Genomic DNA, 25,259 nt, shown 5'->3' with positions numbered 1-25,259 from the left:
CTATGTATTCTTCCTCAGTGTCCGGGTTTTTTATAATATTTCAATTCATATAGACTGTTTTTTGTCCTATTCTCATTATATTGGATAAAAGAAGGGCAAAGTTTCGTTCGAAGCATGAATGGATTTTGATGCTGGATATTAAAAAAGAACAGGAAATGAATAAGTTTTTACGTTTTATCAATTTGCATAACGGAGAAGAGGCTAAGGAAAAGGTATTGGAAAATGTAACCTCCAATATTTCTTTCAGAGGGTCTAATCTTTGGATATTAGCCTGTGCTATTGTTATTGCCTCTGTCGGATTGAATGTGAATTCTACTGCAGTTATCATTGGAGCGATGTTGATCTCTCCTCTGATGGGGCCAATTGTAGGTGCCGGATTTGCATTGGGAACGTACGATTTTGCGTTGCTGAAAAAATCACTTAAAAACTTACTGATAGCAACATTGGTAAGTCTTTCTGTATCCTTTATTTATTTTTTGCTGAGTCCGTTTAAAGATGCACAATCCGAATTACTGGCTCGTACTTCACCAAATATTTATGATGTGCTCATCGCTTTCTTTGGCGGTCTGGTGGGAGTCATTGCCATTACAAGAGTGGAAAAGGGGAATCCTATTCCGGGTGTGGCAATCGCTACGGCATTGATGCCTCCGCTTTGTACAGCTGGATATGGTCTGGCAATAGGTAATCTTTCTTATTTTGCCGGAGCATTATACCTCTATTCTATAAATTGTTTTTTTATCTGTATCTCGACATTTTTTATTGTTAAGTATCTGAAATATCCTAAAGTGAAATTTGTAGATAAGGACAGGGAGAAAAGGATTACACGAACGATCACTTTATTGATAATGGTAATGATAATACCTAGTTTCTATCTGGCTTATGTACTTTTACAGCAGAAAAAGTACACACAATTAGTTGATCATTTTATCAATACCGAGTTAGTTCAAAAAGGATATACTGTAGTGTATGAAAAGACATCTTTTAACAGCAATCCAAAAAAAATAGAACTGGCTTTTCTGTCCCGGAAATTCACCCCTGAAGAAATAAAGAAACTGAATCTGAGTTTATCAGGCTATGGCATCTTCAATACACAATTAATTATTCGTCAGGATAGTACTGATCTCAAAAAGGATATTTTAGAAGAGATCAACAAGCGCTCTGAAAATCTGTCACAAAAAGATATTGCTATTCGTAACCTTACAAATGAACTGGCACTGTATAAATTTGATGATCAGAAACTGATCAACGAAATTGATATTTTGTTTCCTGAAATAAAAGTTTATTCAGTAGGTAAGCAACTTCATATGATTCGTCAGGATAGTGCAGTTGTCAATACAGTTGTGTTGTATGATGCAGAATTACCTCTGTCTGATGAAAATAAAACCAAACTGCAGACCTGGTTGGGTAACAGGATTAATGATCCAAATATTGAGATCTTAAAACGTTAAAAATAAATGGCCTTCATTATCAAAAATGAAGGCTATTTGTATATTATATTTAAGTAAAAGTCATTAATTCACTGCATTCTTCCTGCTCGCTGAAGAAAGTACAAGATACCCTAATAATCCGGATATTAGTGAACCGATAAGAACGGCAAATTTAGCCTCATCAATTAAGAGCTGATCATCAAAGGAAAGAATAGAAATAAAAATGGACATGGTAAATCCAATACCAGCTAATAGTCCTGTTCCGGTGATATGCATCCAGTTTGCATTTTCCGGCAGGCTGCTTATTTTTAGTTTGGTTGAAATGTAGCAGGTTGTCAGGATACCTACAGTCTTACCGACAATCAATCCTGCAATAATACCTACACCTAATGCAGAGGTGAGACCTGCAATCATTTCCTGATGAATGGTAATATTCGTATTGGCTAATGCAAACAGCGGGATAATAATAAAGTTGACAGGATTTGTAAGGGCATGCTCCAGTTTTTCAAGAGGGGATGCCTGTGCATCCGGTGTGGTAGGTAAAGTCATCGCTACCAAAACTCCTGCAATAGTCGCGTGAATACCTGAATGGTGAATGAAATACCATATAAAGATACCCGGAATAAGGTAAGCCCAGATGTTTTTTACCCCGAATCTGTTGAATCCCAATAATACAATAAATATACCTAAAGCATATAACAGATAGGTGAAATGAAGATCTCCGGAATAAAAAACAGCAATAACAAGAATCGCCAACAGGTCATCTACAATAGCCAGAGCAGCCAGAAAAATCTTTAAACTTGCAGGTACTTTTTTACCGAGCATGGTCACTACGGCCAAGGCAAATGCAATATCTGTCGCCATTGGGATACCCCATCCATGTTGTGTGACCTCACCAAGATTGATTACTGTATATATGGCTGCGGGAAGTAATGCGCCTCCAATGGCAGCAAGAATAGGCAGCATTGCTTTTTTCGGAGAAGATAACTCGCCTTCCACCAATTCTCTTTTAATCTCCAGACCAACCAGTAAAAAGAAAATGGCCATCAGTCCGTCATTGATCCACAGCAGTATAGAGTAATTGAGTTGTACCGTTTCACTCTCATAACCGATATGATAGTTGAGAATATCCGATAGCGTATCAGCTAAAGGTGAATTGGCTATAATCAGAGAGATTATAACACAGGCAAAAAGTATAATTCCTCCAGCTGTACTGGACTTCAAAAATTGCTTGAAAATATTCAGATTAATAAGTTTCATACTCCAAATCTACAATTTTCAAATGTAAAACAGGGCGAAAAACGGCTAATAATACCGTTTTCGCAAGTGTGTTTAGCCAGATGTGGACTCCCGGATAATCAATTGTGTATCTAATTCAATACGCTCGATATTGATAGCATAGTTCTTTCTTTTCTTATCCAGCATTTCGATGATTTTGCGTGCTCCGAGTCTACCCATTTCTGCTGCAGGTTGATAGATACAGGACAAAGAGGGGTAAAATGAACTGGAATAGGTGGAATTGGAAAAGCCTATCAAAGCTACATCTTCAGGTATCCTGAGCCCCATATCTTTTAAGATACCACTCATCTTATTGGTCAGAAGATCGGTAGCGGTGAATACAGCATTGGGTTTTGTTTTAGTAGCAAACAAAGCTGATAATTTGGTTTTGATCTCTTCTTCCAGTTTGCTTCTGTCCTGCAGATCAAAATCCAGTATATAACCGGATCTGACAGGAATCTTGTTCTTACGCAGACAGTCTTTGAAGCCATTCAACCTTTCGCGGATAACTCCTGCATTTCTGCCGGTGACATGCACGATCCTTTTATGTCCCAGATCCACCAAATGTTGCGTAGCATCATATGAACCTTCAAAATTCTTAACGCCGATTTTGCATGATTTAAGTCTGTTGTTGATGCGGTCTACCACTACAATCGGAAAACTGCTATCATGAAGTCTCTGTAAATGGTCGATATTAGGTGTGTTTGCAATAGGAGATATAATAATACCATCTACTCCTCTTGAATTGAGAATATCTATACACTTGCGTTCCCGCTGTACATTTTCTTTGCTCTGCATAATCACTAAGGTGAAATCTGTCTCTACGATTACTTCATCAATTCCTTCCAGTAATTGGGAGAAAAAAGAATTTCCTATAGTAGAAACGATAACACCAATGATATTACTTCTTCCGGTTCTCAGACTTCGCGCTGATGAATTGGATTGGAAGTTGTTTTTTTCTGCGTACTCGCGGATCATTCGTTTTGTGTCTTTATTGACCTCATGACTGTCCGATAATGCTTTAGAAACAGTGGAAATAGATTTATTGACGGCCAGAGCAATATCCTGGATAGTGATTTTTTTCATCTGTATGTGAATTGTTTTTAAACAGAACTGAAACTGTCATATTTTTTACCTGAATTCTATGGTTTTTGTGTTTAACAATAAAAACTCATGTTTCCAATGGATGAAAAGGTTTTAAAAATATGATGGTTTCAGTAGAAATAAAACAAACTGACCTTAAATCTATGCATTTTGTGACGAATTTTCAAGATAATCACATTTTATTCTGTTATATAAAAGACTTATTTCTATATATGGAGCAGGGTGAAAATATCCTGTGCAGGAAAATTTTGAAATGTATTGTTTGAATTGTGTAAATTAGGCAATGAATAAGAGTGAGAGCATATCCGAATTTTATGCCCGTGTTCCGCAGGTCAGCAGGGAGCTGCTGCCGGAAGAACAGTCCGCCGGTGTCGGACATTTTAATGTTTTTGCCCGTGATGCATGTTCATTTCTGGCGCCTTACAGCAGACGCGATTTTTTTAAGGTCTCTTACATTATAGGCAAAGGGAGACTCTATTTTGCGGACCAATGGATCTACATAGATAAACCTGCATTACTTCTTTCTAATCCTAAAGTACCTTATGCATGGGAAGCCGAATCCAAGGATCAGAAGGGCTGGTTTTGTCTTTTTACAGATAGCTTTCTGAATCATGATGAAAAGTTTAAGTTCTTTCAGCAGACACCTTTATTTCAGACGCATATACATCCTGTTTTTTTTCCGGACGAAGCTCAGCAACAGGAAATTTCAGCGATTTTCAAGCGCATGTTAGCAGAGATAAATTCCGATTATCTTCATAAATACGATGTTTTGAGAAGTTATCTGCATGTGCTGGTTCATGAAGCTTTAAAGATTCAACCCCCTGAAACATTTGTAAAACACAAAGATGCATCTGCCCGTATTACTCAACTATTTCTGGAACTATTGGAAAGGCAGTTCCCTATAGATACTCCTGAATTCAGATTGCAACTCCATACACCAAAAGAATTTGCTACCTGTCTTTCCGTTCATATCAATCACCTGAATCGCTCGGTCAAAAAGGAAACGGGAAAGACAACCGGTGAACTTATTGCAGCTCGTATTCTGGGAGAAGGAAAAGCATTGTTACAGCATTCCAACTGGTCTGTTTCAGAAATAGCGTATAGTCTTGGTTTCGAATCTCCGGCATACTTTACCAATTTCTTTAAAAAAAATCAACAACAATCGCCTTTGGAGTATAGAAAGAATTTTGTTTGATTTCTATAAGACGCTTGTTTTTCAATTCAAGACTGTTTTATGTATGAATCAACTGAGAATTAGTATAAAGAATTATATCAGAGATTTTTATGTAGTTTTATTAGAGGTGAACAGTATTATTTTCTGGTTATTAGGGAATGTATATTACAGATTAAAAGATGAAAAATTTATTCAAGGCTATAAGAAATAAAAACATAGACGAAGTCTTCGGAATAATAGATAAGAATCCGACTTTATTAAATGTTGTCGCAAAAGGAGTGTCCCAAAAGGACGATGGAGAAATTCCGCTGCAGACCGCAATAAAGACAGATAATTATGAAATTGCGCGATTACTTATTGAGCGTGGGGCAAACATAAAATTTGGGGAAACAGAAAATGAAGATAATGAATGGAGAAAACCGGTCTTACATTTTGCAATTTCAGCTGTTGTCAACAATTCCAGGTTCGCCATTTATATTCCTAAATACAGCACTCAGAATACATCAGGATTTTTAGGTTTATTTAAAAAGAATCAATGGAAAATTCACTCTGAACCAACTCAAAACTACCGGAAAGCAATTGAACTTTTGAAATTGATGATCACGCAAGGGGTCAATATTAACGTAACTGATAGCAATGGTATTAGCACTGTTGAAGTATTGTGTAGTGAAATTGAGAATGTTCAGGTAGATCGTTCAAAACCATTGAGCCGGGAAAGTATCGATGACTTGTATCCGGTTTTTGAATTAATAAAAGCAACAGAAATCAGTGATTTTATGGGAGCAAGTAAAAGAGGGAATACTATTTATGATAATTATAAGAGTACTATTGATCAGATTATACTGAACAAAGATTAGATTCTTTAAAAAAGACTTCAAATTATTATTTTACTATCTTTTCTTAAAATTTATCAATAGCCAAATGAAAATCTTTGAATTGGTTTTACTGTTGTTATTATGTAATAGTCAGGTTTTTGGGCAAAAAACTCAGGAAACATTACTAATAGAATCTTTTCTTGACACCGGTGATGATGCTAAAGAGGGTTTTACAGATCAGCTTAGGTCTACACTCGAAAACTACGATATTAAAACATTCAATAATTTTAGACGAGTTTTGGATAGTTTAAATTCATATTTTACAATAAAGAATTCTGAAAAAGGTGATTATGAGTTGTTTACGCTGACAAATGAAGAGGGTCACTGGAGCTATGTTCTTAGAGATAAGGTAATTATAAATCGATCCGAAAAGACTTTTAATTATTTTTATGACATTCACAATCTGCCCAATAAGGAATATCTGCTCATAAAAAGAAGTGATGAAATGTCTTTTTCCTGTTCTGAGGCCTTTATTTATAATGGAAATATAAAATATGACTATTCTGATATCTTTACTAATGGATCGGATGGAAAGAAAGTATTGTCAGTTTACAGCTGGACAAATGTTGATGAGAGCTATCCGGGTAAAATTGATACAGAAACAGGGCGTGAAATTGTCGAAGGCGGATTAAAAAGCTATAAACCCATAGAAATTGAATTTGATCCGGAAAAACAGCTTATTTTTTACTCTTTTCACCGAATGAAAGACGGACGAAAAATAACAAGAAAGGCAAAATACAGGAATTCTGATTTTAAAATCAAAAGTTACGATGCGAGATCATTCGAAGAATAAACGGGTTTTAAAACAGATGTTTGCAGATTTCTCTTTATACTCCAGTGATGAAATTGGAAAATACTCAATATGAAAGACAATAAAAAATACATATTTACATCTGAGCGGCTTGGATTTAGAAACTGGGATCAGGAGGATATAGATAAATTGTACCTCATAAATACGGATAAAAAAGTAATGGAATTTTTTCCTGATGTTTCTACAAAACAACAGACGACAGAATTTGTTCATAGAATGAAAAGTCAGTTTGAGGACAAAGGATTTTGTTATTTCGCAGTTGACAGGCTGGATAACCGGGAATTTATCGGCTTCATAGGACTTTCTGAACAAACATATGTAGCAGACTTTACGCCTTGTATCGACATTGGCTGGAGAATCAATAGTGGAGAATGGAATAAGGGTTATGCGACAGAAGGAGCAAAGAGATGTCTGGATTATGCCCGGAATATCTTAATGCTAAAAGATATTTATGCAGTGGCACCAAAAATAAACCTGAAATCTGAGCATATTATGAAAAAGATAGGACTCGAAAAGCAATATGAATTTGAACATACTTTGCTGGTAAATAATGACCGTCTCCGAACTTGTGTATTATATAAAATAAAAGGGCATCGGTAACAATGAAACTGGAAATCAATCCGTATGACGGACAACACTGCGAGACGACTGCAACGGGAACTTTGTTGAAACAGCTTGGTATTGATCTGTCAGAACCACTTCTTTTTGGTTTAGGTGAGGGGTTGGGATTTATATTCTGGAATATGAAATCCATGACTTTCCCCTTTATTGGAGGGCGTATTAAAACCGATCTTATAACTCAACATATTGCAAAAAATCTGGATATTGAATTAACGGTCAGGGAAACAACTTCAGTTCAAAAGGCCTGGAAGGATGTCAAAGAATGTTTGGACAGCGGAAAGGTTGTTGGCTTAAAATTGGACTGCTTTCATTTACAGTATTTCTCACGCCCCTTTCATTTTGCAGGGCACTATGCCGCTATTTACGGTTATGATGATAAAAATGCTTATCTGATTGATACGCGGCAGCAAGGCGGGCGCGTAAAAACGAGCTTAAAAAGTCTGGAATTAGCAAGGGCTGAGAAAGGTCCCATGTCTTCCAAAAATCTGTATTATACGCTACAGAAGACAAGTAACCAATTTGACCTGAAAAATGCAATTACAACTGCCATCAGGAATAATGCTGCTGATTATCTGAATCCGCCTATTACAAATATCGGGTATAAAGGAATTTTAAAGACAAGCACGGAAATCGTCAAATGGTTTAAAGCCAGCAGAGACATTCAAAATGAATTTAAGACATCTGCTATGATGATGGAGAAAGCAGGGACAGGAGGGGCTTTATTCAGAAATTTGTACCGGGATTTTTTAAAGGAAAGTTACGACCTGCTAAAGATTGAAAAACTAAATACAGGATACGAAGCTTTTATTGAGATTGCAGAACTATGGACTTCGATTTCACAATTGTTTGATAAAGTGAGCGTGACAGAAGACTTAAGCTATATACTGCAGGCATCAGAAATTTTGAAAACAATAGCAGATAAAGAAAAGAGGACTATGGAACTATTGCTGACCATATAACCGCTTAATAGTTTGGAACGGTATTAAAAGGCAAAAACTTTAGAATTCTAACAGGTTTTTATATGGTAGAATGAAAGAATGCTAGAAGTTTCCGGATGAAGTGGTGGAAATATCTGAGCTTTTAACGGGGAAATTTATCAGAATCTAATCAATTAAACAATTCATATTATGAGCTTAAAAACATTAATAACACACAGCGTTGATTATAACGTCTGGGTAACAGAACAATTAGTAAACTGGTTACAAAGTTGTAATGAAGAATCACTGTATAAAGAATGTCCTTCCAGTTTTAGCAGTATAGCAAAAACACTTAAACATATCAGTGATACACAATTGTATTGGTCTGCAATGATACGGGGAACGGCAATTCCAAGTTTTGAGTATATGGCTACTGATGTGGATATTGCAACGGAAATGGAAAATCTGGTAAATGAAGCTAAACTCCTGGCTGCTTATGTAAAGGAAAATGATGAAGGAATGCGTGAGAACTATTTAATAGAATCAGAATGGTTTTCTTCAAATTTTCCAAAATATGAATACTTACAACATCTGATCATTCATACCACCTACCATCGCGGGCAAATTGTCACTATCGGACATCATGTCGGAGGTGCCAAAGCTCCGATGATGGACTATAACTTCTGGAATGTAATGCGTCAACAAACATCATAAGAAAGGTACATTGCTTCGGATTATTACATTTCTGGAATTTAGGTTGTTTGATTAATGTAAGTGATGGTTTGATCTTTGTAATTTCTTTACCCGTGGTATACCTAACTTTGAATATCAAAATATAAGAGGTTATGAAGTATAGAAAATTAGGAAAATCAAACGAAGACATTTCTGCCATAGGCTTAGGCTGTATGGGGATGAGTTTTGCTTACGGTGCTTCTGACGATCAGCAAAGTATAGCGACTTTGCATAAAGCGTTGGATCTGGGGATTAATTTTTGGGATACAGCCGATATGTATGGTAATGGTACCAATGAGGAGTTGCTCTCAAAAGTACTTGTGCCTAACCGGGATAAAGTCTTTATTGCTACTAAATTCGGATTTAGATTCCGGGATGGGGTTGCACGGGCGAGCAATGCGAATGAAACTTATTTTGACGGCTCTCCGGAATGGATCAAGGTCGCAGTAGAAAATAGTTTGAAGCGACTAAAAGTAGATGTCATCGATCTTTATTATGCTCATCGTGTAGATCCGAATGTCCCCGTCGAAGAGACTGTAGGTGCTATGTCTGAGTTAGTGAAACAAGGCAAAGTCCGTTATCTGGGACTTAGTGAGGCTTCTCCTGAATCACTTAAAAAAGCGAATGCTGTACATCCGATTATGGCTCTGCAGAGTGAATATTCCCTGCTTACACGAGATGTAGAGGCTGAAATATTACCACTTTTAAAGGAACTGGATATTGCGCTGGTACCTTACTCACCATTGGCAAGAGGATTGGTTACCAATACACTCGATGTAAATCAGCTGGAAGATCAGGACTTCCGAAAATTTCTACCACGCTATCAGGGTGAGAATCTGGAGAATAATACGAATCTGGCTGCGGCATTTGCTTCCTTTGCTAAAGATAAAGGCGTTTCACCTGCACAACTTGCGCTGGCATGGGTACTTGCTCAGGGAGAGCAGATTATTCCGATACCGGGAACACGCCGGACAGAGCGGTTGATCGAAAATGCGGGAGCTGTTGATGTCTCTCTTTCGCCTTCCGAGTTACAGGAAATTGAAAAAATACTAGCTCAATATCCGAATGTCGGAGCACGCTACAACGAGGGATCTATGAAACTGGTCAATCGCTGATCCGATAGATAAACAGATTATTTTTGAAATATAAAGGCTCAGGTTTCTGTCTTCACCAGACAAGATACCTGAGCCTTTTAGTTATATAAGCATTCTTAAAACATATAAATTCAAATAAATATAAGAAAATATTTAAGTTTCTTTTTTAATTTAAATATCTGTTATTCAGTTGTTTAATTTATTTTTCAGCTTTGCTGATACTCTTATTTATACGTGTAGAAGAAAAATAATCAGAAATTTTAAATCCAGATCTCATCCGTTATCGTAGATGAAAGAAACTACTGATTATAATTATAAACGTTAAATAGGATAACTATGAAAAATCTAACCACAAAAAATCCTACGTCGTCAATACAGGAAGAAATATTGACTGACGAAAGGTTGAGAAGAAGAGACTTCTTAAAATTTGCAGGAGCCAGTGCCGCAGGTTTGGCCATATTGGGGATGAGTAGTTGTAAGGACGATGATGATATGGTAGATATGGGCGGTAAAGAATATTACTTCGGTAGCGGAGATATTGCTATTCTTAACTATGCTTATGCACTTGAACAATTGGAGGCAGCATTTTACATTCAGGTAGCTGCATCTCCGTATTCGAATATTTCAGACTGGGAAAAAACCTTGTTTACCGATATTCGTGACCATGAAGTAGCACACAGAGAGTTTTTTAAAGCTGCTTTAGGTAAAAATGCAATTGCAAATCTGGAATTCAACTTTTCAGCGGTTAATTTTTCCAGCCGGGACAGTGTACTTGCAACAGCAAAAGCTTTTGAGGACCTGGGCGTATCGGCCTACAATGGTGCAGGTTGGTTGATAAAAGATGTCAATTATCTGCTTCTTGCCGGTAAGATTGTATCAGTTGAAGCCAGACACGCTGCTCTTGTACGTGACCTGATTGACAACGGTAGCTTTGCCAATTCGGAAGTAATAGACAGTAATGGACTGGATGTAGCCAAGAGCCCGACCGTAGTGTTGCAGACCGCTGCTCCATTTATTAAGTCCAAGATTAGTGTTCAAGATTTACCAACCTATTAATCCTCAGTATTATGAATTTATTTAATCTTTTTGATACGATTACGCAAGTTGATCCGGAGTTCAACGAACGCGTGAGTCCTCGTCGTGAGGCTATAAAAAATATGACATCTTTCGGCAAGAAAGTGACGCTTGCCGCTATGCCATTTGTTTTGAGTGAATTATTGAAAAAAGCGTACGGGCAGGTTCCGACAGATGTAAATGGTGTACTGAACTATGCCTTGACACTGGAATATCTGGAGGCCGAATTCTATACAAAAGGAGCTGCAGCAGCCAATCTGGTACCTGCCGGCAAACCTATGGGAGCGATTACGACCATCAGAGATCATGAAGTGGCGCATGTCAATTTCCTCAAGACTGTACTTGGCAATAACGCTGTCGCAAAGCCTACATTTGATTTTACGGCTGGTGGCACTTTTGGCAACGTATTTACAAATTATGATACGTTCTTAGCACTGGCACAGGCATTCGAAGATACCGGAGTACGTGCTTATAAAGGACAGGCTGGCATTCTGAAAGGCAACAGAGTCGTATTGACGGCTGCTTTACAGATTCATTCGGTAGAAGCAAGACATGCTTCACATATCCGTCAGATGAGAAGAGCAAGAGGCGGAGCTGCAGCAGATCAGAAACCGTGGATCACAGGAGCCAACGACAGTGGTATAGGTGCGGTAGTAGATCCGATATATGCAGGAGAAGATAATAAAGTACAAGGAGGTGTGGATATCACAACATTGAATGCTGTAAATGGTAAAGTATCTGCAAATGCAGCAACTCAATCTTTTGATGAACCGCTAACTGCTGAAGCTGTGTTGAATATTGCAAGCCTTTTTATCGTTAAATAATTAGTGAGTACCACCCATATTTTGATACCTTCTGCTTAGCATATATGGAAGGTTAGAAATGTATACGTGCACAACTATGAGCAGTCGCAGACTAATATGTTTGCGGCTGTTTTTTGTTTAAGTCGCATTTCAGATTTTATCTTAAGTAGTTGATGCTGAGTCTTCTCAAAAAAATATGGAATAAAAAATAGAAAGTTGAAGTAATAATTTATAGCAATACAGGCTTTTTAGGAATAGAGCCTAAATATTTCCCATAACATACATCTGGGACATAGTAGGGGTAGGGCTTCCACCTTGTTTTTCCAATGTAATTGCAAAAGCCTGAGCGCTTTGGATTGTGCTCATCATATTGACATCTAAAGTCTTATCTTGCGGGAAGACTCCGGCATCTACAGGTTTACCATCTACTATAGCCCACAGCTGATATTGCATACCTTCGGGTGCAGCAGGCATATTTTCCATGCTCAGATATACATTCTTGCTGTTTGAATCCCAGAATACCAGCGCTTTCAGACCAGGGTGATTTTCTACTCCGGCCAGTGTAATTGTCTTCATCTGCGGATCATGGATCATTTTCCATTTGTCCTGCAGATTAGCCAGTGCTTGTTGGTTTACATTATTTTCTGCTGCTACTTTTGCAAGCTGTGATTCGTTCTCTTTGGATTTATTGTGCAGATAAAGATTACCCAGTAAGCTACAAACAGAAATCAGTGAAGCTGCAACTGCAATTCGGCTCATTGTACGTGAGGGCTGTACATTATCCAGATTTTTAATCTTAGGATCATCTTCGCTTTTCTGCTCAACAGATAGCTTATTTTCTTCTGCCTGCGAAATAAAAGGGACTATATTTTCATTATCCGGATCTGTACTTTCCTGAGCGGATATTTTGTCCCAGATTGCTGTTTTCAGACCGGAAGGAGGAGGCATAGCATGGACCGTAGCGAAATCTTCCAGCGTTTGTTGCGCCTCCAGAATTGCTTGCTCCACTTCCGCATTATTTTTGCGTACGCATTCCAGGATACTTACTTCTTCTTCAGAAGCAAGCCCCATTACGTAAGCTTCGATAATGCCAGACGATATGTACTCTTTAATGTCCAATTTATTGATAATCTTTAAGTAATCTCCTTAGTTCGATGAGCGCACCTCTGGTCCTCGTTTTGACAGTACCTAAGGGGATATCGAGCTTTACTGCTATTTCATTTTGCGTATATCCTTCAAAATACGCCATTTCTATTAATTCCCGCCAATCGGCCTTCAGTTCATTTAATACATTTTTGAAACCGATATGGTCCACATTCTCTGCCACCGCAAAATTATTAATTTCTTTATCATCTACGATATTTGGAAGAGATTGGTTTTTTTGTTCGTTCTGAACACTTTTGGATTTGATGTAATCAATAGCTGTGTTTCTTGCAATATTGATCATCCAGGTATACAACCTGCCTTTGCCGGAATCAAATGAATGGATATTATTCCATATTTTCACAAATATATCCTGAATCACTTCGTCAGCATATTCTTTGGTGTTGACAATCCGGATTACAACTCCATACAACGCTCCTGCATAATTATCATACAGATAATTAAACGCCTTCTCGTCCTTGCTTTGCAAAGATGCGATAAGTTGTTCTTCAGAGGTATTATTTGCGTTATTCAATCAAACAGGCTTTGTACTCAAAGATATAAATATTTTGACGTTGTCCAAATAAAAAGAAATCTATAAATCAATAAGTTATTTATTACTGGTTTCAACCTTTACTTCAGGCAGTCGAAAGAAAAGAAAAGCAACTACTAACAATAATATAATACAGGCACCAATACTGTAATAATAGGCTGTCAGCATACTGTTTGTGGTAAGAGATATTCTACTGAAATGAAAGAAAACAGTTGTGAGCAGACCAACTCCAATTCCGACAGCCAGTTGCTGTAAGGTGAGGTACATGCCGGATGCTATTCCGACTTTTTTCTCCGGAATAGTTTTGAGTGCCATAGTCATCATAGAAGGCAGAACAGTTCCACATCCCAATCCGTACCAGAAAAGAGTCAATAGGATAATCGTATGCGAAACGTCAGACATACTAAATATCAGGAGATGCATACACAAGCCTATGGCCATGATGGATATCCCGCTGAGTAAAACCCTTTTGCCGTGAAGTACATTATATCGGATGGAGACAAGTGAGGCTATTACATAGCCGATACCCTGTGCAACAAAATAAAGACCAGTCTGTGTAGAACTGACGTCCAGTCCTCTTTGCAAATAAAGAGAGGTCAGTATGAAATAAGAATCCTGTACCATGTAGTAAAACAGAGCCGACCATAGTCCCAGCCTGAAATAGGTATTGCGAAATAAGCTGAAGTCTATTAAAGTCTCTAATCCCTTAATGTGATCTTTCTTTTGCAGATAAATAAAGCAAAGGGAACAGATGAAAGAACAGATCAGCAGGACGGTATACCACACAGACCAGGGATGTTCTGCAGCCTGTATGATAGGATAGATAAGTGTTATGATAGAGAGGGCAAGCAGAATAACTCCGCTGATATTAAACAGTCCTTCAACAGGCTGATGATGATTCGGGAGGTAACGGATTGCTAATAAGAGTGAAACCAATCCTATAGGAATATTAATCAGAAAAATAAGTCTCCATCCTTCAATAATCCATTGTATATCCGGTAAAATACCGCCCAGAAACTGCCCCAGTACAGAGGCCGCTCCGGCGATGCTGCCATAAATTCCCAGAGCTTTGATACGATCTTTTTCGTTATCAAAGATATCCGGAATAAACGCTATCCCCTGCGGGACCATAAAGGCAGAGCTAACTCCCTGTATAAGTCTGCCGACTAATAGTATTTCTGCATTTGCCGCTATACCACATAGTGCGGATGAAAGAATAAAGAAAAACATACTGACATTATATACCTTTTTCTTACCCCAATATGTGCCCGCTTTACTTCCGGTAACCAGTAAACTCGCATATCCGATAACATAGAGAATGACAATCCATTGTGCCTGGCTGTCTTTAGCATGTAAGCCAGTCTGAATAGAAGGCAGGGAGACGTTGATTATAAAAAGATCGATTACAAAAAGGAAAATTCCGGTAGACACCAGAAGCAGCTGCACATATCTATTCATTGCTTTTTCATATATTTACAGTTCAAAATTGGAGTATAATTATAGTATAATCAAGTAGTTGTAAAAAGAGGTGTAGGTATGGAAAATAATACTAATACTGAGAATGAGAGTATTGCGGAGTTAAAAAATAAGTTACTAAAGCAAAATAGTTGTGACCTGTCTGCTGTTTTCAAAATTATAGGAGGGAAGTGGAAGATCATGCTCATAAAATCTATTTTGCAGGGATGTCCCAAACGCTTTGGTGAATTAAGAAGGGAACTGGAGGATCTCGCACAGACTACTTTGACCACACAGCTGCGGGAGCTTGAACGAGACGGTATTATAAGCCGGAAAATTTATGCAGAAACACCTCCACGAGTAGAATATAAACTGACACCGTTAGGCCTGACCCTTATTCCGGTAGTTCAGTCCTTAGAAGACTGGTGGCATCAGTATAATGAACAGAGAGCAGATGTATAAATCTGCTCTCTGTACTATAAGACTATGGCTATGGTCTGTTAATTAAATTTGTATTACAACATCATTCCGCCGGATACTTCTATTCGTTGTGCATTTATCCAACGAGCTTCCTCCGTACAAAGGAAAGCCACTACACCGCCAATATCTTCAGGTAAACCTGCGCGGCCAAGAGCCGTCACAGAGGCAATAGTCTGATTCATATTTTCGTTGTCGCGTACAGCTCCGCCACCAAAGTCCGTTTCAATAGCACCTGGTGCAACAACATTGACCCGGATTCTTCTTTCTCCCAGTTCTTTTGCCAGATATTTGGTAAGTGTCTCTATAGCTCCTTTCATTGAAGCATAAGCCGCGTATCCCGGAAATGAAAAACGTGCAAGGCCGGTAGAGATATTGATTACAGAACCATCGTCATTCATAAGTGGAAGAGCCTTCTGTGTCAGAAAAAATACCCCTTTAAACTGAATATTAAGCAAGGTGTCAAAATCCTCTTCCGTTGTTTCTACAAAAGGCTTGTAAATACCTATGCCTGCATTATTAATAAGGTAATCGAAACGATCTGTTTCGAAAGTATCTTTTAAAACATGCTTTACCTTACCGAAAAAATCTTCAAAGCTTTCTGTATCCGCTACATTGAGCTGTATCGCAACGGCACGCTGTCCCAGCAAGTTTACCTGTTCCACTACTTCCTGTGCTTCATCATGCTTACTGTTGTAGGTCAGTATACAGTCTATACCTTTTTGAGCCAGGCGAAGTACCATTTCTTTTCCCAGTCCGCGGCTTCCGCCTGTTACTAATGCAATATTGTGTTGTTTCATCTTATTTCTTATTTTACAGATGCAAAGTTATAGAGGACATTTCTGAAAAAATGGTGAGTAGTTCAGTATTTTGTATGGGTATGGAATCAGGCTACGCTGCTCATGTTATTCGCCGTTTGTTCTTCCAAAATCTGATTCCGGTACTGTTTCGGCGTCAATTGTGTGAATCGCTTGAAAAATTTAGTGAAGTTGGAAGGATCATAGGTCAGCAGCACCGCTATTTCCTGAATACTTTTATTCGGTTGAGCAAGCAGAATTTTAGCTTGTTCAATGATTTTTTCCTCAAAGAAGGAGCAGGCAGATCGTCCTGTAGTGCGTTTGATCGTATTGCTGAGGTGACGCGGATGAATGTGCATCTGATCCGCAATATCTCTGATTTCATACATGTCCGATATCCTGCCATGTAACAAATCATCCAGATGCTTGTCCAGTTCATCCATAAAAATTGCAGTTAACTCCTGATGTCTGTGTGCTGTTTTTGTTGACGTATCCATACTTCTGGCTGCTAATACTTCCGAATATAGTTAAGATTTTAGAAAAAGCGGAATTTAATGTTATGAGTATTCATCTGGATTTTATGTTATTTAATTATGTTTCAAATATTTCACTCTTTGGTTTTCCATTTTGTAATTTGTTATTTATTTTTTTTATAATTCACTGGAATATTTTATCTTGGAATAATTTTTTGTGACCACTGTACATCATTATTTAGTGACTGGTCATGCTACCTTTCAGAGAGCATCTGAATTGAAAAACATACTTATGGAAGAAACTAATCTTATCCGATTGTTAATCGTCGGTATTGTGGTCAGCAAACTGATTGTTGCTGTTTTGTTTATCTTATTCTATCGGAAAAATAAACAACTCTCAAAAGAGCGGCAATCTCTCGTAGATGCCAATGCTGAAATTAACCGTCATGCAGGCCGGATTGAAGAGCAGAACAGAGCACTTATTGAGGCAGAACAATTTAAAGCTAAGATATTCTCTGTTGTCTCGCATGATCTTCGGGTACCCGTAAGTACATTTCAAACACTTCTATCTTTTTCCAGAGTGATAGAGATTCCTCCTGAAGAAATTCGGAAAACGCTTATTAAAATCGGCTCAGAGCTGGATGATTCATCCAAAATGCTGGATGAAGTACTGATCTGGGCTGCTGAACAAATGACAAATGAAAAAATAATCTTTACTCCATTATCAGCTTATGAACGTGTAGAAGAAGCATATAATTTGTTTTATGAACGCATCAACTTCAAACAACTGATATTTATTAATAAGATTCCTAAGGACTTTGTTCTTATGGGTAACAAAAAAATAGTAGATCTTATTATTCGTAATCTGATAAGTAATGCCGTGAAGTTCAGTCTCAGCGGACAGGAGATTGTAGTCGGTCTCTCATCTTCACCGGCTAATCATATATTGTATGTTCAGGATAATGGTGTTGGTATGAGTGAAGAGCAGGTGGCAGCTTTGCAAACTGCAACCATTAAATCCAGTTCGGAAGGAACTTTCAAAGAAAAGGGAGCTGGTATCGGCCTTGTTTTATGTTATGATTTTGCACATCGTCTGGGCTGGAATATAGATGTCAGCAGTAAAGAGGGAAGTGGAAGTGTTTTTCAAATCCAAATCCCCGTTAGTGCTTCTTAGCTGAATAGTCTGTGTTACTTATTTACTGATCTTTTGGCTTGGCATCAATTAAAATAGCCAGCTGAATACATGGAGTGTCTGATCTGTTGCTCCAGGCATGGTTAGTACCACATTGAATAACGATATCTCCCGGATGTAACAGCGTTTCTTCACTGTCGGTGATCAGATATATCTCCCCGGAAAGAATTACAATGTAATCCAGACTGGGCGTTTTGTGCATCAGCGGATGTGGCTGTCCGGCAGGAGCACTGATCCCCAATTCCTGATCCGGTGGAATCTGTACATATCTGAAATAAGTGCCATTTCTGATAGGATTCGGAATAGCAGTATTGAGTATAGGTGTTTCGGCAGATAAACTCGCCGGCATTTCGCTCGTCTGCCAGATGTCTGAGATAATGAGACCCGGGTAGTGTTCCGAAACATTTGTGACAGTCTCATCACTTTCAATATAGGATCGTCCATTCGCTTCAGCTGTAATAATTCTTCTGGGTATAGTGTTCATATGATCAGATTTGATTTTGCATAATTAGTTTTGATCCCGAGGTGCCATTATTTTGTAGTACATGTTGTGCATACTCTGCATTTTCAGCAGACAGTCCTCCGATTACCGTTATAGCGGGGGGTGTTACCTGAGTTTCATCGATATAACGGCGGATCTGTTCCAGCGACTGCCTGAAATAGGTATATCTTTTCTCTCTGGCATACACAAAGTTTGAAATGTGATGGATAGTCGCTCCGATATCAAAAAGCAGGGCTCTGCCTTCAGACGAGATTCTATTGGTGATGTCTGCATACACTGCATTTGCCTTCATGACCTCTGCCGATGTTTCAGATAGATATTCGCCTACGCAATCTACTACAATATCAAATTTGATTCCTCCGTTCCGTCTTATTAATTCACTACTTAAATCTGGACTATGATAGTCCACTATCTGCTCCTCCTGTACACCGATTTTTCTCAGTTGTTCTGTTCTGTCTTTATTTCCGGCTGTGACAGTCAGATACTTTATACCTTTCGCTAACAGTAACTTGATAAAGAAATTTCCGACACCTGAAGAAGCTCCTGTGACGAGGATACGTGTATCAGGTCTTATCGAAATGCGGTTGAGGACCTGTAATGCTGTTATGCCAACGACAGGTAAAGCTGCTGCCTGTTCAAAGGATATGGAACGAGGTTTGCGTACAGCGATTTCCTGAGGTACAAGGATATGTGTTGCATAACTTCCGTTAGACCCCATACTGCCGCAGGCACAGAATACTTCATCTCCGATACGGAAATCCGTAACAGCTGGGCCTGTTTTTTCTACTATACCCGAAAGTTCACGCCCGAGTATTGGTGAGAAAAGATATTTTCTTTCCTGCTCGCTTTCGCGCATCTGATAATCGATAGGATTGAAGGCTGAAGCCATGATGCGAATGAGAATTTCATTTTCAGAGATAGAACGGATTTGGACCTCCTGGTCTGTCAGTTCGTTCTTATCATTTAATACGATTGCTTTCATCTTTACCGTTTTGTTACAAAGTTACAGGGCAAATGGTATAACTTTAGTACCAGTTAACTATTGGTTACCGGTAACACTAATGAAATCAGGATATGAGCAATACTGCGAATAACGTAAAGGTGCGTGAGACGACCTGCAGTGAAGAACTGATGGCTATACGGGATAGTCTGGATATATTGGGGGGGAAATGGAAATTGATGATCCTGCGTTATCTCAGCAACCGTCAGGGACAGGATATACATTTTAAAAAAATGCAAAGAGAAATATCCGGAATTTCTGCGAAGATGCTAAGTAAAGAACTAAAAGACCTCGAACGCAATCTGCTGATTACACGTTCGGTACAGGATCAGCATTTGATAATGGTTTATTATGCCATTACGGAATACGGAATGAGCGTATTACCACTGACAGAAAATCTTGTTGAATGGGGACTTTATCATCGGCAGAAGATAAAAGCAGAAATGAAATAAGTTTGCTAACGGGATTGTAATTGGAGAGAATATCGTAGTAGGAGAAGGAGGCTGTGCGTACAGCCCCGCCTGACCATACGGTCTGACGAGGCTGTACCTTTTACGGAATTAAAAGCTATGCTTTTTACATTTTTTCTTGTTTTTGTTTTTCCTGCTTTTGCTCATAATAAGAAATCATTTGGACGAGTTCATTTAAATCAAGATCAGATTCGATGTCCAGAAAAACCAATTCTTCATCATCTGCGATTCCAAGCATTAGTCTTTTGATACGATCACCTTTCATTTTGCCATTGATAGATACTATCGAACCTTCACTATGAATACTGGCCATTTCTTCAAATTTATTCTTTGCCAGATATTTGTTGAAATCCTTCATAAGAAGACCTTTTTTATCATTTGATATCGTCATCACTTTAAGACTTTTGAGTTTCTTGAGCAGCATCGCGATCATCGGATCTTCTTCTTCCAGTTCTTTTATCGAACTTTTTAAGAACGGATTAAGTAATAAGCCAGGTACTTTTACGGATACAATTTCTGCACCTTTTGAGATACTGTTGTGCTGCACAAAATCCATATTCGGACGGCTCTTCACCATACAGCTTTGCAACAGAAAGCAACTGATCAGGATAAGGGTAGAGGTAATTAGAGTTTTCATAATTAGTTTACACTGTTGATTAGTTTACTGATATCATCGTATTTTACTCTACCATCCAATATCATAAAGATGGTCGAATCATCTGTAATAATACTGAGTAATAAGTTATTGATGTTTTCGGATTGTGTGTTTTCTGCCAGAAACTTAATTTTGTTTTCTTCCGAATTGATCACCATCAGTTCTTCATAGTTTAACTTACTGATCGCTTTAGATACATCAGACTGCAATTCAGGAGTATCTCCTTCTACAATCAGCATTTTAATTGAATTGATATTTGTCAGAAGCGGCCGGATACTTTCAAGATCGTTATCTGATAATTTCATTTTATTGAGCATCGAAAACATAGGTTTTCCGATCTTAATAGAAGTGACACCTTTGCCTTCTTTGTACTGATCAAAAATCTGATCGAGTTTTGACAGTTGTGCCTGAGAGATGCTAAAGCATAGCAGGCTCACGATAATTAATAAATGTTTCATTTTTTTTGGTTTTAAAGTTCTATAGTTAAATATTTAATATTCTGAGTTGCTTCCAATCCCTTTCTAATGTTATTCGATGCCAAAGTGAGTACTTCTTCTGTAATTTTTAATGCTTCTTCATTATATACCTTTACTCCGTTTACCTCTACATAAAGTTCGTTTTCAGGAGCAGAGACAGAAGTTCTTTCTGCTATTTCTCTTTTGGTAGTCTTCTTTTTTTGCGGGTGCCTGATCGCTGCTATTCTGACCGGAGTTTCTACTGCTGGTTGTATAGTATTTACTTCCGGGAGCTTTTGTGTTTCTTTCTTTACCGGTGAAGTGAGATCTGGTTTTGTATCAGTCGTTTTTACCAGATTGTTATTATCTTTTGGAGTTACATTGAAATACCATATTGCCCCTGAGATAAAAAGCAATGATGCAGCAACAGACAGGGTACGGTATATGCTTCGGATTTTACGCTTCTCATTCTGCTGATGTTCCGGCTCAACTGTATTCATGAAATCATCAAACTGCAGATTCATTTCTTCTTCAGTAGCTTTAAGTACAGAAAAGTAAGGATCTGCCTCTTCTGCCTCGCGGATCATGCGATCTTCTTCCAATGAAGATTCTCCCGCCCAGTATTTAGCTTTTAATCGCTCTAATTCTTCTTTCTTCATAATCAAAAATCATTGTTAATCCATTTTTTACGGTATTCCGTGCACGGGACAGATTCACTCTGGCCGCATTCTCATCTATTCCTGTTAACTCACATATGGTCTCAAATTCATACTCCTCTATGTCTCGTAGATACATCACCAATCTTTGCTTCTCAGGTAGCTTGTCAATCAGCTGGAGAATCAGGTCGCGGGTCAGCGCCGGATATTTCTCTTTCTGAACCTCCGGCATTTCATAACTTTCTGCCTTGTATTTTACAGCTTCCCGGTTTATCTTATTTAAAGCCAGGTTTTTTGTCATACGCATAGCATAAGCTTCAAGATTTGATACTTTGTCAAGCTCCATGCGAGATTCCCAAAGTTTAATAAGTACTTCCTGTACAATATCAAAAGCATCTTGCGGATCTATCAGGAAGCGATTAGCAAACCGGAATAATTTATCCTTATGGATAAAAACGACCGATTTAAATGTTTCCTGTGTCATATTTTAGTTGCTTTATATGGAGAAGACAATTGGGGAGGGGGAAATATTACATCTCATATTGAATTTATTTTCAGAAATCAATGTTTTTGATGTTATATGTTTGTAAATAAGATTATTATGTTTTTTTTATTTTGTTAATAATTAGGTTAAATTGGTCAGGTAGGGGGCGTATTTCCGAATTTTTTATCGAGAACCTGACGTCTGTATCGGAATATTTCATCTAATCTTGGTTTGACCATCCAATTGTGGGTTAACTCCCCGAACCATCCAAACGGCAATTCATAATCTACGGTATCTTTCATCAGTACACCTTTATCATTGGAAATAAATTCATGGTGATGATTCCATAACTTATATGGCCCTTTAGCCTGAAAATCTGTAAAACTCTTCTGATAGTCTACCTGCGTGATTTTAGTTTCCCAGTTCATGCTGATTCCGAATAGTGGTGAAACCCGATAGCGAATGAGCATTCCTTCATAAATTTCATCATTGGCAAAAGATGTCAATACGGTGAATTTCATTTCGGGAGGAGTAATTTTGGAAAGATTACCTGCTGCGGAAAAAAATGTCCATGCGGTCTGCAAATCGCAGTTGAGCTGTTGTTCCTGGTATAATCGGTGTATCATTGTTTTAATTAGAGGTAGAGAATTGAGTAAATAATATAGATTAAAGATAGTGATTCCTGAGGTTGCAAAGGGAGTAGGAAAGAGAAGTTTGTTCAAATTTCTTTATTTAATCTATAAATTATTTTAACTGTATTAACAGGGACTCTGAATATTCTCTTACCTTTACGGTTCAACAGATTTTGAAAAAGATGAAAGAAGGCTTTGAAATATTTTTAAAGAAATTTGAGAACAGAATACATGAGCTGTTCCACCACGAATCAGATATAAACGAATTAAGTATAAACCGTGGACTTCCTCAGGATGTCTGGGACAAAATAATGGAACTAAAGCCTCTTTCTGTCGCCATCCCAGAAAATTTTGGAGGAAGAGGAGCAAAGGTCAGTGAATGTCTGTCCATCCTTGCTGCAGCTTCTTATGAATCTTTACCCTTATCCCTGACTTTTGGCATTAATATCGCACTTTTTCTGGAGCCATTAGCAAAATATGGTCATCCAGAAATACAGCAACCGATATTTGATCGTTTCCTCCAGCATAAGGCGATGGGGGGTCTGATGATTACAGAACCCGACTTCGGGAGTGATGCACTAAATATGCGCACCCAATATGAAGAGTCGGAAACCGGCTATAAGCTTAAGGGACAGAAACACTGGCAGGGACTGACCGGAATGGCAGATTTTTGGATCATTGCTGCCCGTAAAGATGCGGGAAAAGGAGATCTGGCCAGAGATGTTGAATTTTTTGTAACGGATAACAGTCGTTCTGAGCAACAGATACAGGTAGAACATTATTTTAATAATCTTGGGCTTTATATGATTCCGTATGGTATGAATACCATCGATCTGGAAGTGCCGGCCAATCAGAAATTATTACAGAAAAGTACCGGTATCAAGATGATGCTTGATATTCTTCACCGCAGTCGCTTGCAGTTTCCGGGTATGGGAATGGGCTTTATCAAACGCATGCTGGATGAAGCACTGTCACATTGTACCAACCGCAAGGTAGGAGGGCAGCAGTTACTGGCTTTAGATTCTGTACAATATCAGATATCCCGTATTCAATCTTCGTACAGTCTTTGTTCAGGTATGTGCGCACGTAGTTCTTCTATGAGCGGGATCGATCAGGACCTGGCTACTGCCGGACTGGAAGCAAACAGTATGAAAGCGTTGGTAACTGATCTGATGCAGGAAGCTGCGCAGATCTGTGTGCAACTGTCGGGTTCGAGCGGTTATAAAATTGATCACGTAGCCGGACGCGGTATTGTAGACAGCAGACCGTTCCAGATTTTTGAAGGATCTAACGAAATGCTTTATACACAGATTGCAGAGATGGTTATCAAGCAGATGAAGAAATCCAAGGAAAGCAATTTTGGCCAGTATTTGCAAGGATTTGACCGTTGTGACCGTGTTGCAGTCCTGTTTAAGCGTGTGTTGGATTTTCAGATCTCTGAAAGCCTGGTACAGAGACAAATGGTTGTTCTTGGTAAAATTATCGCCCGCTTAGTATGTTTACAGTATGTCGGTGATATGACAGATAAAGGTTTCAGAACGGATCTGTATGACAACTGTGTCAAACATATGAAGATGGATGTCAAAAAATTATTGTCTGACTTCCTGAATTACAATGATGCAAAACCAATCGTTGAATATCAGGAACAGTCTAACTGGATAGATTTTATTTAATCATACATATACTGACTGATCAAAAAAGGGATTTTTACGAGCATAAAGATCCCTTTTTTTGCTATTGTGTGCATTGAGATATAAAAGAAGACCTTTTTAAGATACGGTATATGATATATCCTGACGGATGTAATATTTGTTTTTCATCTGTATTTTGCTTATATTTGTACACACGCCTTACACTTACTCCTCTCCCTTCGCTTTTTTCGAGAAAAGCCATTTGATCAGGAACACCAAGTTTTTCGCGCTTTACACCTCTTTTATTAATTAACACATTTTTAATGGCACAAACACAGCAAAAAAAAGAAAATCAAAAGAAAAAATTAGAAAAAAGAAAATCAAAAGAACAAAAAAAAGAGTATAAAAAAACTCACAACTCCAAGGGTAAATCATTGGAAGAAATGTTTGTCTACGTTGACGAATTTGGAAATCTATCTAATACTCCTCCTACCCAAAAGTACGAATTCAAACCTTCAGATCTGGAACGTCCTGTTGTCGAAGAAGAATTTTCATTCGGAAAAGTTTCTTTCTTCAATGAGCAGGGTCAGTATGGATTTATCCGTAACAATGAGACACGCGAAAGTGTATACTTTAATACCAATCTTGTTGGTTTCGTATTGTATATGGATCAAAAGGTTAAATTTAAATACCAATCTACCAAACAGGGGCTACAGGTTACATCCGTAGAAGTTATCAAATAAAAGATAGCGGAGCTGTAACTCCATCACTATA

Annotated in this window: 29 protein-coding genes; 15 read left to right on the top strand and 14 right to left on the bottom strand. The window is 38.2% G+C overall.

Annotation, left to right across the window (positions count from 1 at the left end):
* Positions 1–155 precede the first annotated feature (155 nt).
* On the top strand, positions 156–1,448 hold the full coding sequence (locus I6J02_RS21145) for a DUF389 domain-containing protein (RefSeq protein WP_201679735.1): 1,293 nt from the start codon (positions 156–158) through the stop codon (positions 1,446–1,448).
* A 63-nt stretch (positions 1,449–1,511) separates the two neighbouring features.
* Here I6J02_RS21145 and nhaA read toward each other — a convergent pair whose 3' ends face one another.
* Together nhaA and I6J02_RS21135 are read right to left on the bottom strand one after the other, a co-directional pair.
* Positions 1,512–2,687, bottom strand: a complete 1,176-nt coding sequence (nhaA, locus tag I6J02_RS21140; protein ID WP_201679734.1) for a Na+/H+ antiporter NhaA — start codon at positions 2,685–2,687, stop codon at positions 1,512–1,514.
* A 72-nt stretch (positions 2,688–2,759) separates the two neighbouring features.
* A complete protein-coding gene (locus I6J02_RS21135) occupies positions 2,760–3,791 on the bottom strand; it encodes a LacI family DNA-binding transcriptional regulator (RefSeq protein WP_201679733.1) in 1,032 nt (343 codons plus the stop codon).
* A 301-nt stretch (positions 3,792–4,092) separates the two neighbouring features.
* On the opposite strand from I6J02_RS21135, the gene I6J02_RS21130 reads away from it, so the two are divergent.
* The 9 genes from I6J02_RS21130 to I6J02_RS21090 all read left to right on the top strand — a co-directional run bounded on the left by I6J02_RS21130 (position 4,093) and on the right by I6J02_RS21090 (position 11,931).
* Positions 4,093–5,004, top strand: a complete 912-nt coding sequence (locus tag I6J02_RS21130) for a helix-turn-helix domain-containing protein (RefSeq protein ID WP_201679732.1) — start codon at positions 4,093–4,095, stop codon at positions 5,002–5,004.
* Between the two features lie 158 nt (positions 5,005–5,162).
* Positions 5,163–5,840: an ankyrin repeat domain-containing protein gene (locus I6J02_RS21125; protein ID WP_201679731.1), complete on the top strand. Its 678-nt coding sequence runs from the start codon at positions 5,163–5,165 to the stop codon at positions 5,838–5,840.
* Positions 5,841–5,904: 64 nt separating this feature from the next.
* Positions 5,905–6,651, top strand: a complete 747-nt coding sequence (locus I6J02_RS21120; protein ID WP_201679730.1) for a hypothetical protein — start codon at positions 5,905–5,907, stop codon at positions 6,649–6,651.
* Positions 6,652–6,720: 69 nt separating this feature from the next.
* Entirely contained in the window at positions 6,721–7,269 is a 549-nt protein-coding gene (locus tag I6J02_RS21115; protein ID WP_201679729.1) for a GNAT family N-acetyltransferase, read from the top strand.
* A gap of 2 nt (positions 7,270–7,271) precedes the next feature.
* Entirely contained in the window at positions 7,272–8,249 is a 978-nt protein-coding gene (locus I6J02_RS21110) for a BtrH N-terminal domain-containing protein (protein WP_201679728.1), read from the top strand.
* Positions 8,250–8,417: 168 nt separating this feature from the next.
* Positions 8,418–8,921, top strand: a complete 504-nt coding sequence (locus tag I6J02_RS21105; RefSeq protein ID WP_201679727.1) for a DinB family protein — start codon at positions 8,418–8,420, stop codon at positions 8,919–8,921.
* Between the two features lie 131 nt (positions 8,922–9,052).
* The gene (locus I6J02_RS21100; protein WP_201679726.1) at positions 9,053–10,054 is read left to right on the top strand and encodes an aldo/keto reductase; all 1,002 of its coding nucleotides are present in this window, start codon (positions 9,053–9,055) and stop codon (positions 10,052–10,054) included.
* Between the two features lie 315 nt (positions 10,055–10,369).
* A complete protein-coding gene (locus I6J02_RS21095) occupies positions 10,370–11,089 on the top strand; it encodes a ferritin-like domain-containing protein (RefSeq protein WP_002994395.1) in 720 nt (239 codons plus the stop codon).
* An 11-nt stretch (positions 11,090–11,100) separates the two neighbouring features.
* Positions 11,101–11,931, top strand: coding sequence for a ferritin-like domain-containing protein (locus I6J02_RS21090; protein ID WP_201679725.1), 831 nt, complete (start codon positions 11,101–11,103; stop codon positions 11,929–11,931).
* Positions 11,932–12,171: 240 nt separating this feature from the next.
* Here the strand turns inward: I6J02_RS21090 and I6J02_RS21085 are convergent, their stop codons facing one another.
* The 3 genes from I6J02_RS21085 to I6J02_RS21075 form a co-directional block, all read right to left on the bottom strand.
* On the bottom strand, positions 12,172–13,029 hold the full coding sequence (locus tag I6J02_RS21085; protein WP_236582220.1) for an anti-sigma factor domain-containing protein: 858 nt from the start codon (positions 13,027–13,029) through the stop codon (positions 12,172–12,174).
* A 1-nt stretch (position 13,030) separates the two neighbouring features.
* Positions 13,031–13,588, bottom strand: a complete 558-nt coding sequence (locus tag I6J02_RS21080) for an RNA polymerase sigma factor (RefSeq protein ID WP_201679724.1) — start codon at positions 13,586–13,588, stop codon at positions 13,031–13,033.
* Between the two features lie 75 nt (positions 13,589–13,663).
* Complete coding sequence (locus tag I6J02_RS21075; protein WP_201679723.1) at positions 13,664–15,064, bottom strand: MFS transporter; 1,401 nt, start codon at positions 15,062–15,064, stop codon at positions 13,664–13,666.
* A gap of 78 nt (positions 15,065–15,142) precedes the next feature.
* On the opposite strand from I6J02_RS21075, the gene I6J02_RS21070 reads away from it, so the two are divergent.
* Positions 15,143–15,523: a winged helix-turn-helix transcriptional regulator gene (locus I6J02_RS21070; protein ID WP_201679722.1), complete on the top strand. Its 381-nt coding sequence runs from the start codon at positions 15,143–15,145 to the stop codon at positions 15,521–15,523.
* Positions 15,524–15,576: 53 nt separating this feature from the next.
* Here the strand turns inward: I6J02_RS21070 and I6J02_RS21065 are convergent, their stop codons facing one another.
* On the bottom strand, positions 15,577–16,338 hold the full coding sequence (locus I6J02_RS21065) for an SDR family NAD(P)-dependent oxidoreductase (RefSeq protein WP_201679721.1): 762 nt from the start codon (positions 16,336–16,338) through the stop codon (positions 15,577–15,579).
* Positions 16,339–16,424: 86 nt separating this feature from the next.
* Positions 16,425–16,832 (bottom strand): helix-turn-helix domain-containing protein, encoded by a 408-nt coding sequence (locus I6J02_RS21060; protein ID WP_201679720.1) that lies wholly within the window; start codon positions 16,830–16,832, stop codon positions 16,425–16,427.
* Positions 16,833–17,100: 268 nt separating this feature from the next.
* Here I6J02_RS21060 and I6J02_RS21055 point away from each other — a divergent pair, with 268 nt between their 5' ends.
* Positions 17,101–17,982, top strand: coding sequence for a sensor histidine kinase (locus tag I6J02_RS21055; protein ID WP_201679719.1), 882 nt, complete (start codon positions 17,101–17,103; stop codon positions 17,980–17,982).
* A gap of 22 nt (positions 17,983–18,004) precedes the next feature.
* Here the strand turns inward: I6J02_RS21055 and I6J02_RS21050 are convergent, their stop codons facing one another.
* A complete protein-coding gene (locus I6J02_RS21050) occupies positions 18,005–18,484 on the bottom strand; it encodes a cupin domain-containing protein (RefSeq protein ID WP_201679718.1) in 480 nt (159 codons plus the stop codon).
* 4 nt (positions 18,485–18,488) lie between these two features.
* Complete coding sequence (locus tag I6J02_RS21045) at positions 18,489–19,484, bottom strand: zinc-binding alcohol dehydrogenase family protein (RefSeq protein ID WP_201679717.1); 996 nt, start codon at positions 19,482–19,484, stop codon at positions 18,489–18,491.
* 92 nt (positions 19,485–19,576) lie between these two features.
* Between I6J02_RS21045 and I6J02_RS21040 the strand changes: the two genes are divergently transcribed.
* Positions 19,577–19,954, top strand: a complete 378-nt coding sequence (locus I6J02_RS21040) for a winged helix-turn-helix transcriptional regulator (RefSeq protein WP_201679716.1) — start codon at positions 19,577–19,579, stop codon at positions 19,952–19,954.
* Between the two features lie 124 nt (positions 19,955–20,078).
* On the opposite strand, the gene I6J02_RS21035 is transcribed toward I6J02_RS21040, so the two are convergent.
* From I6J02_RS21035 to I6J02_RS21015, 5 genes are all read right to left on the bottom strand, one after another.
* The gene (locus tag I6J02_RS21035) at positions 20,079–20,609 is read right to left on the bottom strand and encodes a DUF4252 domain-containing protein (protein ID WP_201679715.1); all 531 of its coding nucleotides are present in this window, start codon (positions 20,607–20,609) and stop codon (positions 20,079–20,081) included.
* A 2-nt stretch (positions 20,610–20,611) separates the two neighbouring features.
* A complete protein-coding gene (locus I6J02_RS21030) occupies positions 20,612–21,085 on the bottom strand; it encodes a DUF4252 domain-containing protein (RefSeq protein ID WP_201679714.1) in 474 nt (157 codons plus the stop codon).
* Between the two features lie 11 nt (positions 21,086–21,096).
* A complete protein-coding gene (locus I6J02_RS21025) occupies positions 21,097–21,741 on the bottom strand; it encodes a hypothetical protein (RefSeq protein ID WP_201679713.1) in 645 nt (214 codons plus the stop codon).
* Positions 21,707–22,222: an RNA polymerase sigma factor gene (locus I6J02_RS21020; protein ID WP_201679712.1), complete on the bottom strand. Its 516-nt coding sequence runs from the start codon at positions 22,220–22,222 to the stop codon at positions 21,707–21,709. The genes I6J02_RS21025 and I6J02_RS21020 overlap by 35 nt, the downstream gene beginning before the upstream one ends.
* A gap of 155 nt (positions 22,223–22,377) precedes the next feature.
* Positions 22,378–22,848, bottom strand: coding sequence for an SRPBCC family protein (locus I6J02_RS21015; protein ID WP_201679711.1), 471 nt, complete (start codon positions 22,846–22,848; stop codon positions 22,378–22,380).
* A 188-nt stretch (positions 22,849–23,036) separates the two neighbouring features.
* Between I6J02_RS21015 and I6J02_RS21010 the strand changes: the two genes are divergently transcribed.
* Together I6J02_RS21010 and I6J02_RS21005 are read left to right on the top strand one after the other, a co-directional pair.
* A complete protein-coding gene (locus I6J02_RS21010; RefSeq protein WP_201679710.1) occupies positions 23,037–24,527 on the top strand; it encodes an acyl-CoA dehydrogenase family protein in 1,491 nt (496 codons plus the stop codon).
* Between the two features lie 281 nt (positions 24,528–24,808).
* Positions 24,809–25,228 carry a cold-shock protein gene (locus tag I6J02_RS21005; protein WP_201679709.1) on the top strand — a complete coding sequence of 140 codons (420 nt, stop codon included), beginning with the start codon at positions 24,809–24,811 and terminating at the stop codon, positions 25,226–25,228.
* The last annotated feature ends 31 nt before the right edge of the window (positions 25,229–25,259 follow it).

It is taken from the genome of Sphingobacterium spiritivorum (assembly GCF_016725325.1).
Lineage (GTDB): Bacteria > Bacteroidota > Bacteroidia > Sphingobacteriales > Sphingobacteriaceae > Sphingobacterium.
This window is presented reverse-complemented; position numbering and strand designations above follow the sequence as displayed.

What these genes read in the sequence shown, in the direction of transcription:
- I6J02_RS21005 (WP_201679709.1), top strand. Translation starts at nt 24,809, where the DNA reads ATGGCACAAACACAGCAAAAAAAAGAAAATCAAAAGAAAAAATTAGAA.
- I6J02_RS21125 (WP_201679731.1), top strand. Translation starts at nt 5,163, where the DNA reads ATGAAAAATTTATTCAAGGCTATAAGAAATAAAAACATAGACGAAGTC.
- I6J02_RS21025 (WP_201679713.1), bottom strand. Translation starts at nt 21,741, where the DNA reads ATGAAGAAAGAAGAATTAGAGCGATTAAAAGCTAAATACTGGGCGGGA.
- I6J02_RS21145 (WP_201679735.1), top strand. Translation starts at nt 156, where the DNA reads ATGAATAAGTTTTTACGTTTTATCAATTTGCATAACGGAGAAGAGGCT.
- I6J02_RS21010 (WP_201679710.1), top strand. Translation starts at nt 23,037, where the DNA reads ATGAAAGAAGGCTTTGAAATATTTTTAAAGAAATTTGAGAACAGAATA.
- I6J02_RS21115 (WP_201679729.1), top strand. Translation starts at nt 6,721, where the DNA reads ATGAAAGACAATAAAAAATACATATTTACATCTGAGCGGCTTGGATTT.
- I6J02_RS21130 (WP_201679732.1), top strand. Translation starts at nt 4,093, where the DNA reads ATGAATAAGAGTGAGAGCATATCCGAATTTTATGCCCGTGTTCCGCAG.
- I6J02_RS21050 (WP_201679718.1), bottom strand. Translation starts at nt 18,484, where the DNA reads ATGAACACTATACCCAGAAGAATTATTACAGCTGAAGCGAATGGACGA.
- I6J02_RS21120 (WP_201679730.1), top strand. Translation starts at nt 5,905, where the DNA reads ATGAAAATCTTTGAATTGGTTTTACTGTTGTTATTATGTAATAGTCAG.
- nhaA (WP_201679734.1), bottom strand. Translation starts at nt 2,687, where the DNA reads ATGAAACTTATTAATCTGAATATTTTCAAGCAATTTTTGAAGTCCAGT.
- I6J02_RS21020 (WP_201679712.1), bottom strand. Translation starts at nt 22,222, where the DNA reads ATGACACAGGAAACATTTAAATCGGTCGTTTTTATCCATAAGGATAAA.
- I6J02_RS21060 (WP_201679720.1), bottom strand. Translation starts at nt 16,832, where the DNA reads ATGGATACGTCAACAAAAACAGCACACAGACATCAGGAGTTAACTGCA.
- I6J02_RS21055 (WP_201679719.1), top strand. Translation starts at nt 17,101, where the DNA reads ATGGAAGAAACTAATCTTATCCGATTGTTAATCGTCGGTATTGTGGTC.
- I6J02_RS21065 (WP_201679721.1), bottom strand. Translation starts at nt 16,338, where the DNA reads ATGAAACAACACAATATTGCATTAGTAACAGGCGGAAGCCGCGGACTG.
- I6J02_RS21095 (WP_002994395.1), top strand. Translation starts at nt 10,370, where the DNA reads ATGAAAAATCTAACCACAAAAAATCCTACGTCGTCAATACAGGAAGAA.
- I6J02_RS21040 (WP_201679716.1), top strand. Translation starts at nt 19,577, where the DNA reads ATGAGCAATACTGCGAATAACGTAAAGGTGCGTGAGACGACCTGCAGT.
- I6J02_RS21100 (WP_201679726.1), top strand. Translation starts at nt 9,053, where the DNA reads ATGAAGTATAGAAAATTAGGAAAATCAAACGAAGACATTTCTGCCATA.
- I6J02_RS21070 (WP_201679722.1), top strand. Translation starts at nt 15,143, where the DNA reads ATGGAAAATAATACTAATACTGAGAATGAGAGTATTGCGGAGTTAAAA.
- I6J02_RS21135 (WP_201679733.1), bottom strand. Translation starts at nt 3,791, where the DNA reads ATGAAAAAAATCACTATCCAGGATATTGCTCTGGCCGTCAATAAATCT.
- I6J02_RS21105 (WP_201679727.1), top strand. Translation starts at nt 8,418, where the DNA reads ATGAGCTTAAAAACATTAATAACACACAGCGTTGATTATAACGTCTGG.
- I6J02_RS21110 (WP_201679728.1), top strand. Translation starts at nt 7,272, where the DNA reads ATGAAACTGGAAATCAATCCGTATGACGGACAACACTGCGAGACGACT.
- I6J02_RS21035 (WP_201679715.1), bottom strand. Translation starts at nt 20,609, where the DNA reads ATGAAAACTCTAATTACCTCTACCCTTATCCTGATCAGTTGCTTTCTG.
- I6J02_RS21090 (WP_201679725.1), top strand. Translation starts at nt 11,101, where the DNA reads ATGAATTTATTTAATCTTTTTGATACGATTACGCAAGTTGATCCGGAG.
- I6J02_RS21015 (WP_201679711.1), bottom strand. Translation starts at nt 22,848, where the DNA reads ATGATACACCGATTATACCAGGAACAACAGCTCAACTGCGATTTGCAG.
- I6J02_RS21075 (WP_201679723.1), bottom strand. Translation starts at nt 15,064, where the DNA reads ATGAATAGATATGTGCAGCTGCTTCTGGTGTCTACCGGAATTTTCCTT.
- I6J02_RS21045 (WP_201679717.1), bottom strand. Translation starts at nt 19,484, where the DNA reads ATGAAAGCAATCGTATTAAATGATAAGAACGAACTGACAGACCAGGAG.
- I6J02_RS21030 (WP_201679714.1), bottom strand. Translation starts at nt 21,085, where the DNA reads ATGAAACATTTATTAATTATCGTGAGCCTGCTATGCTTTAGCATCTCT.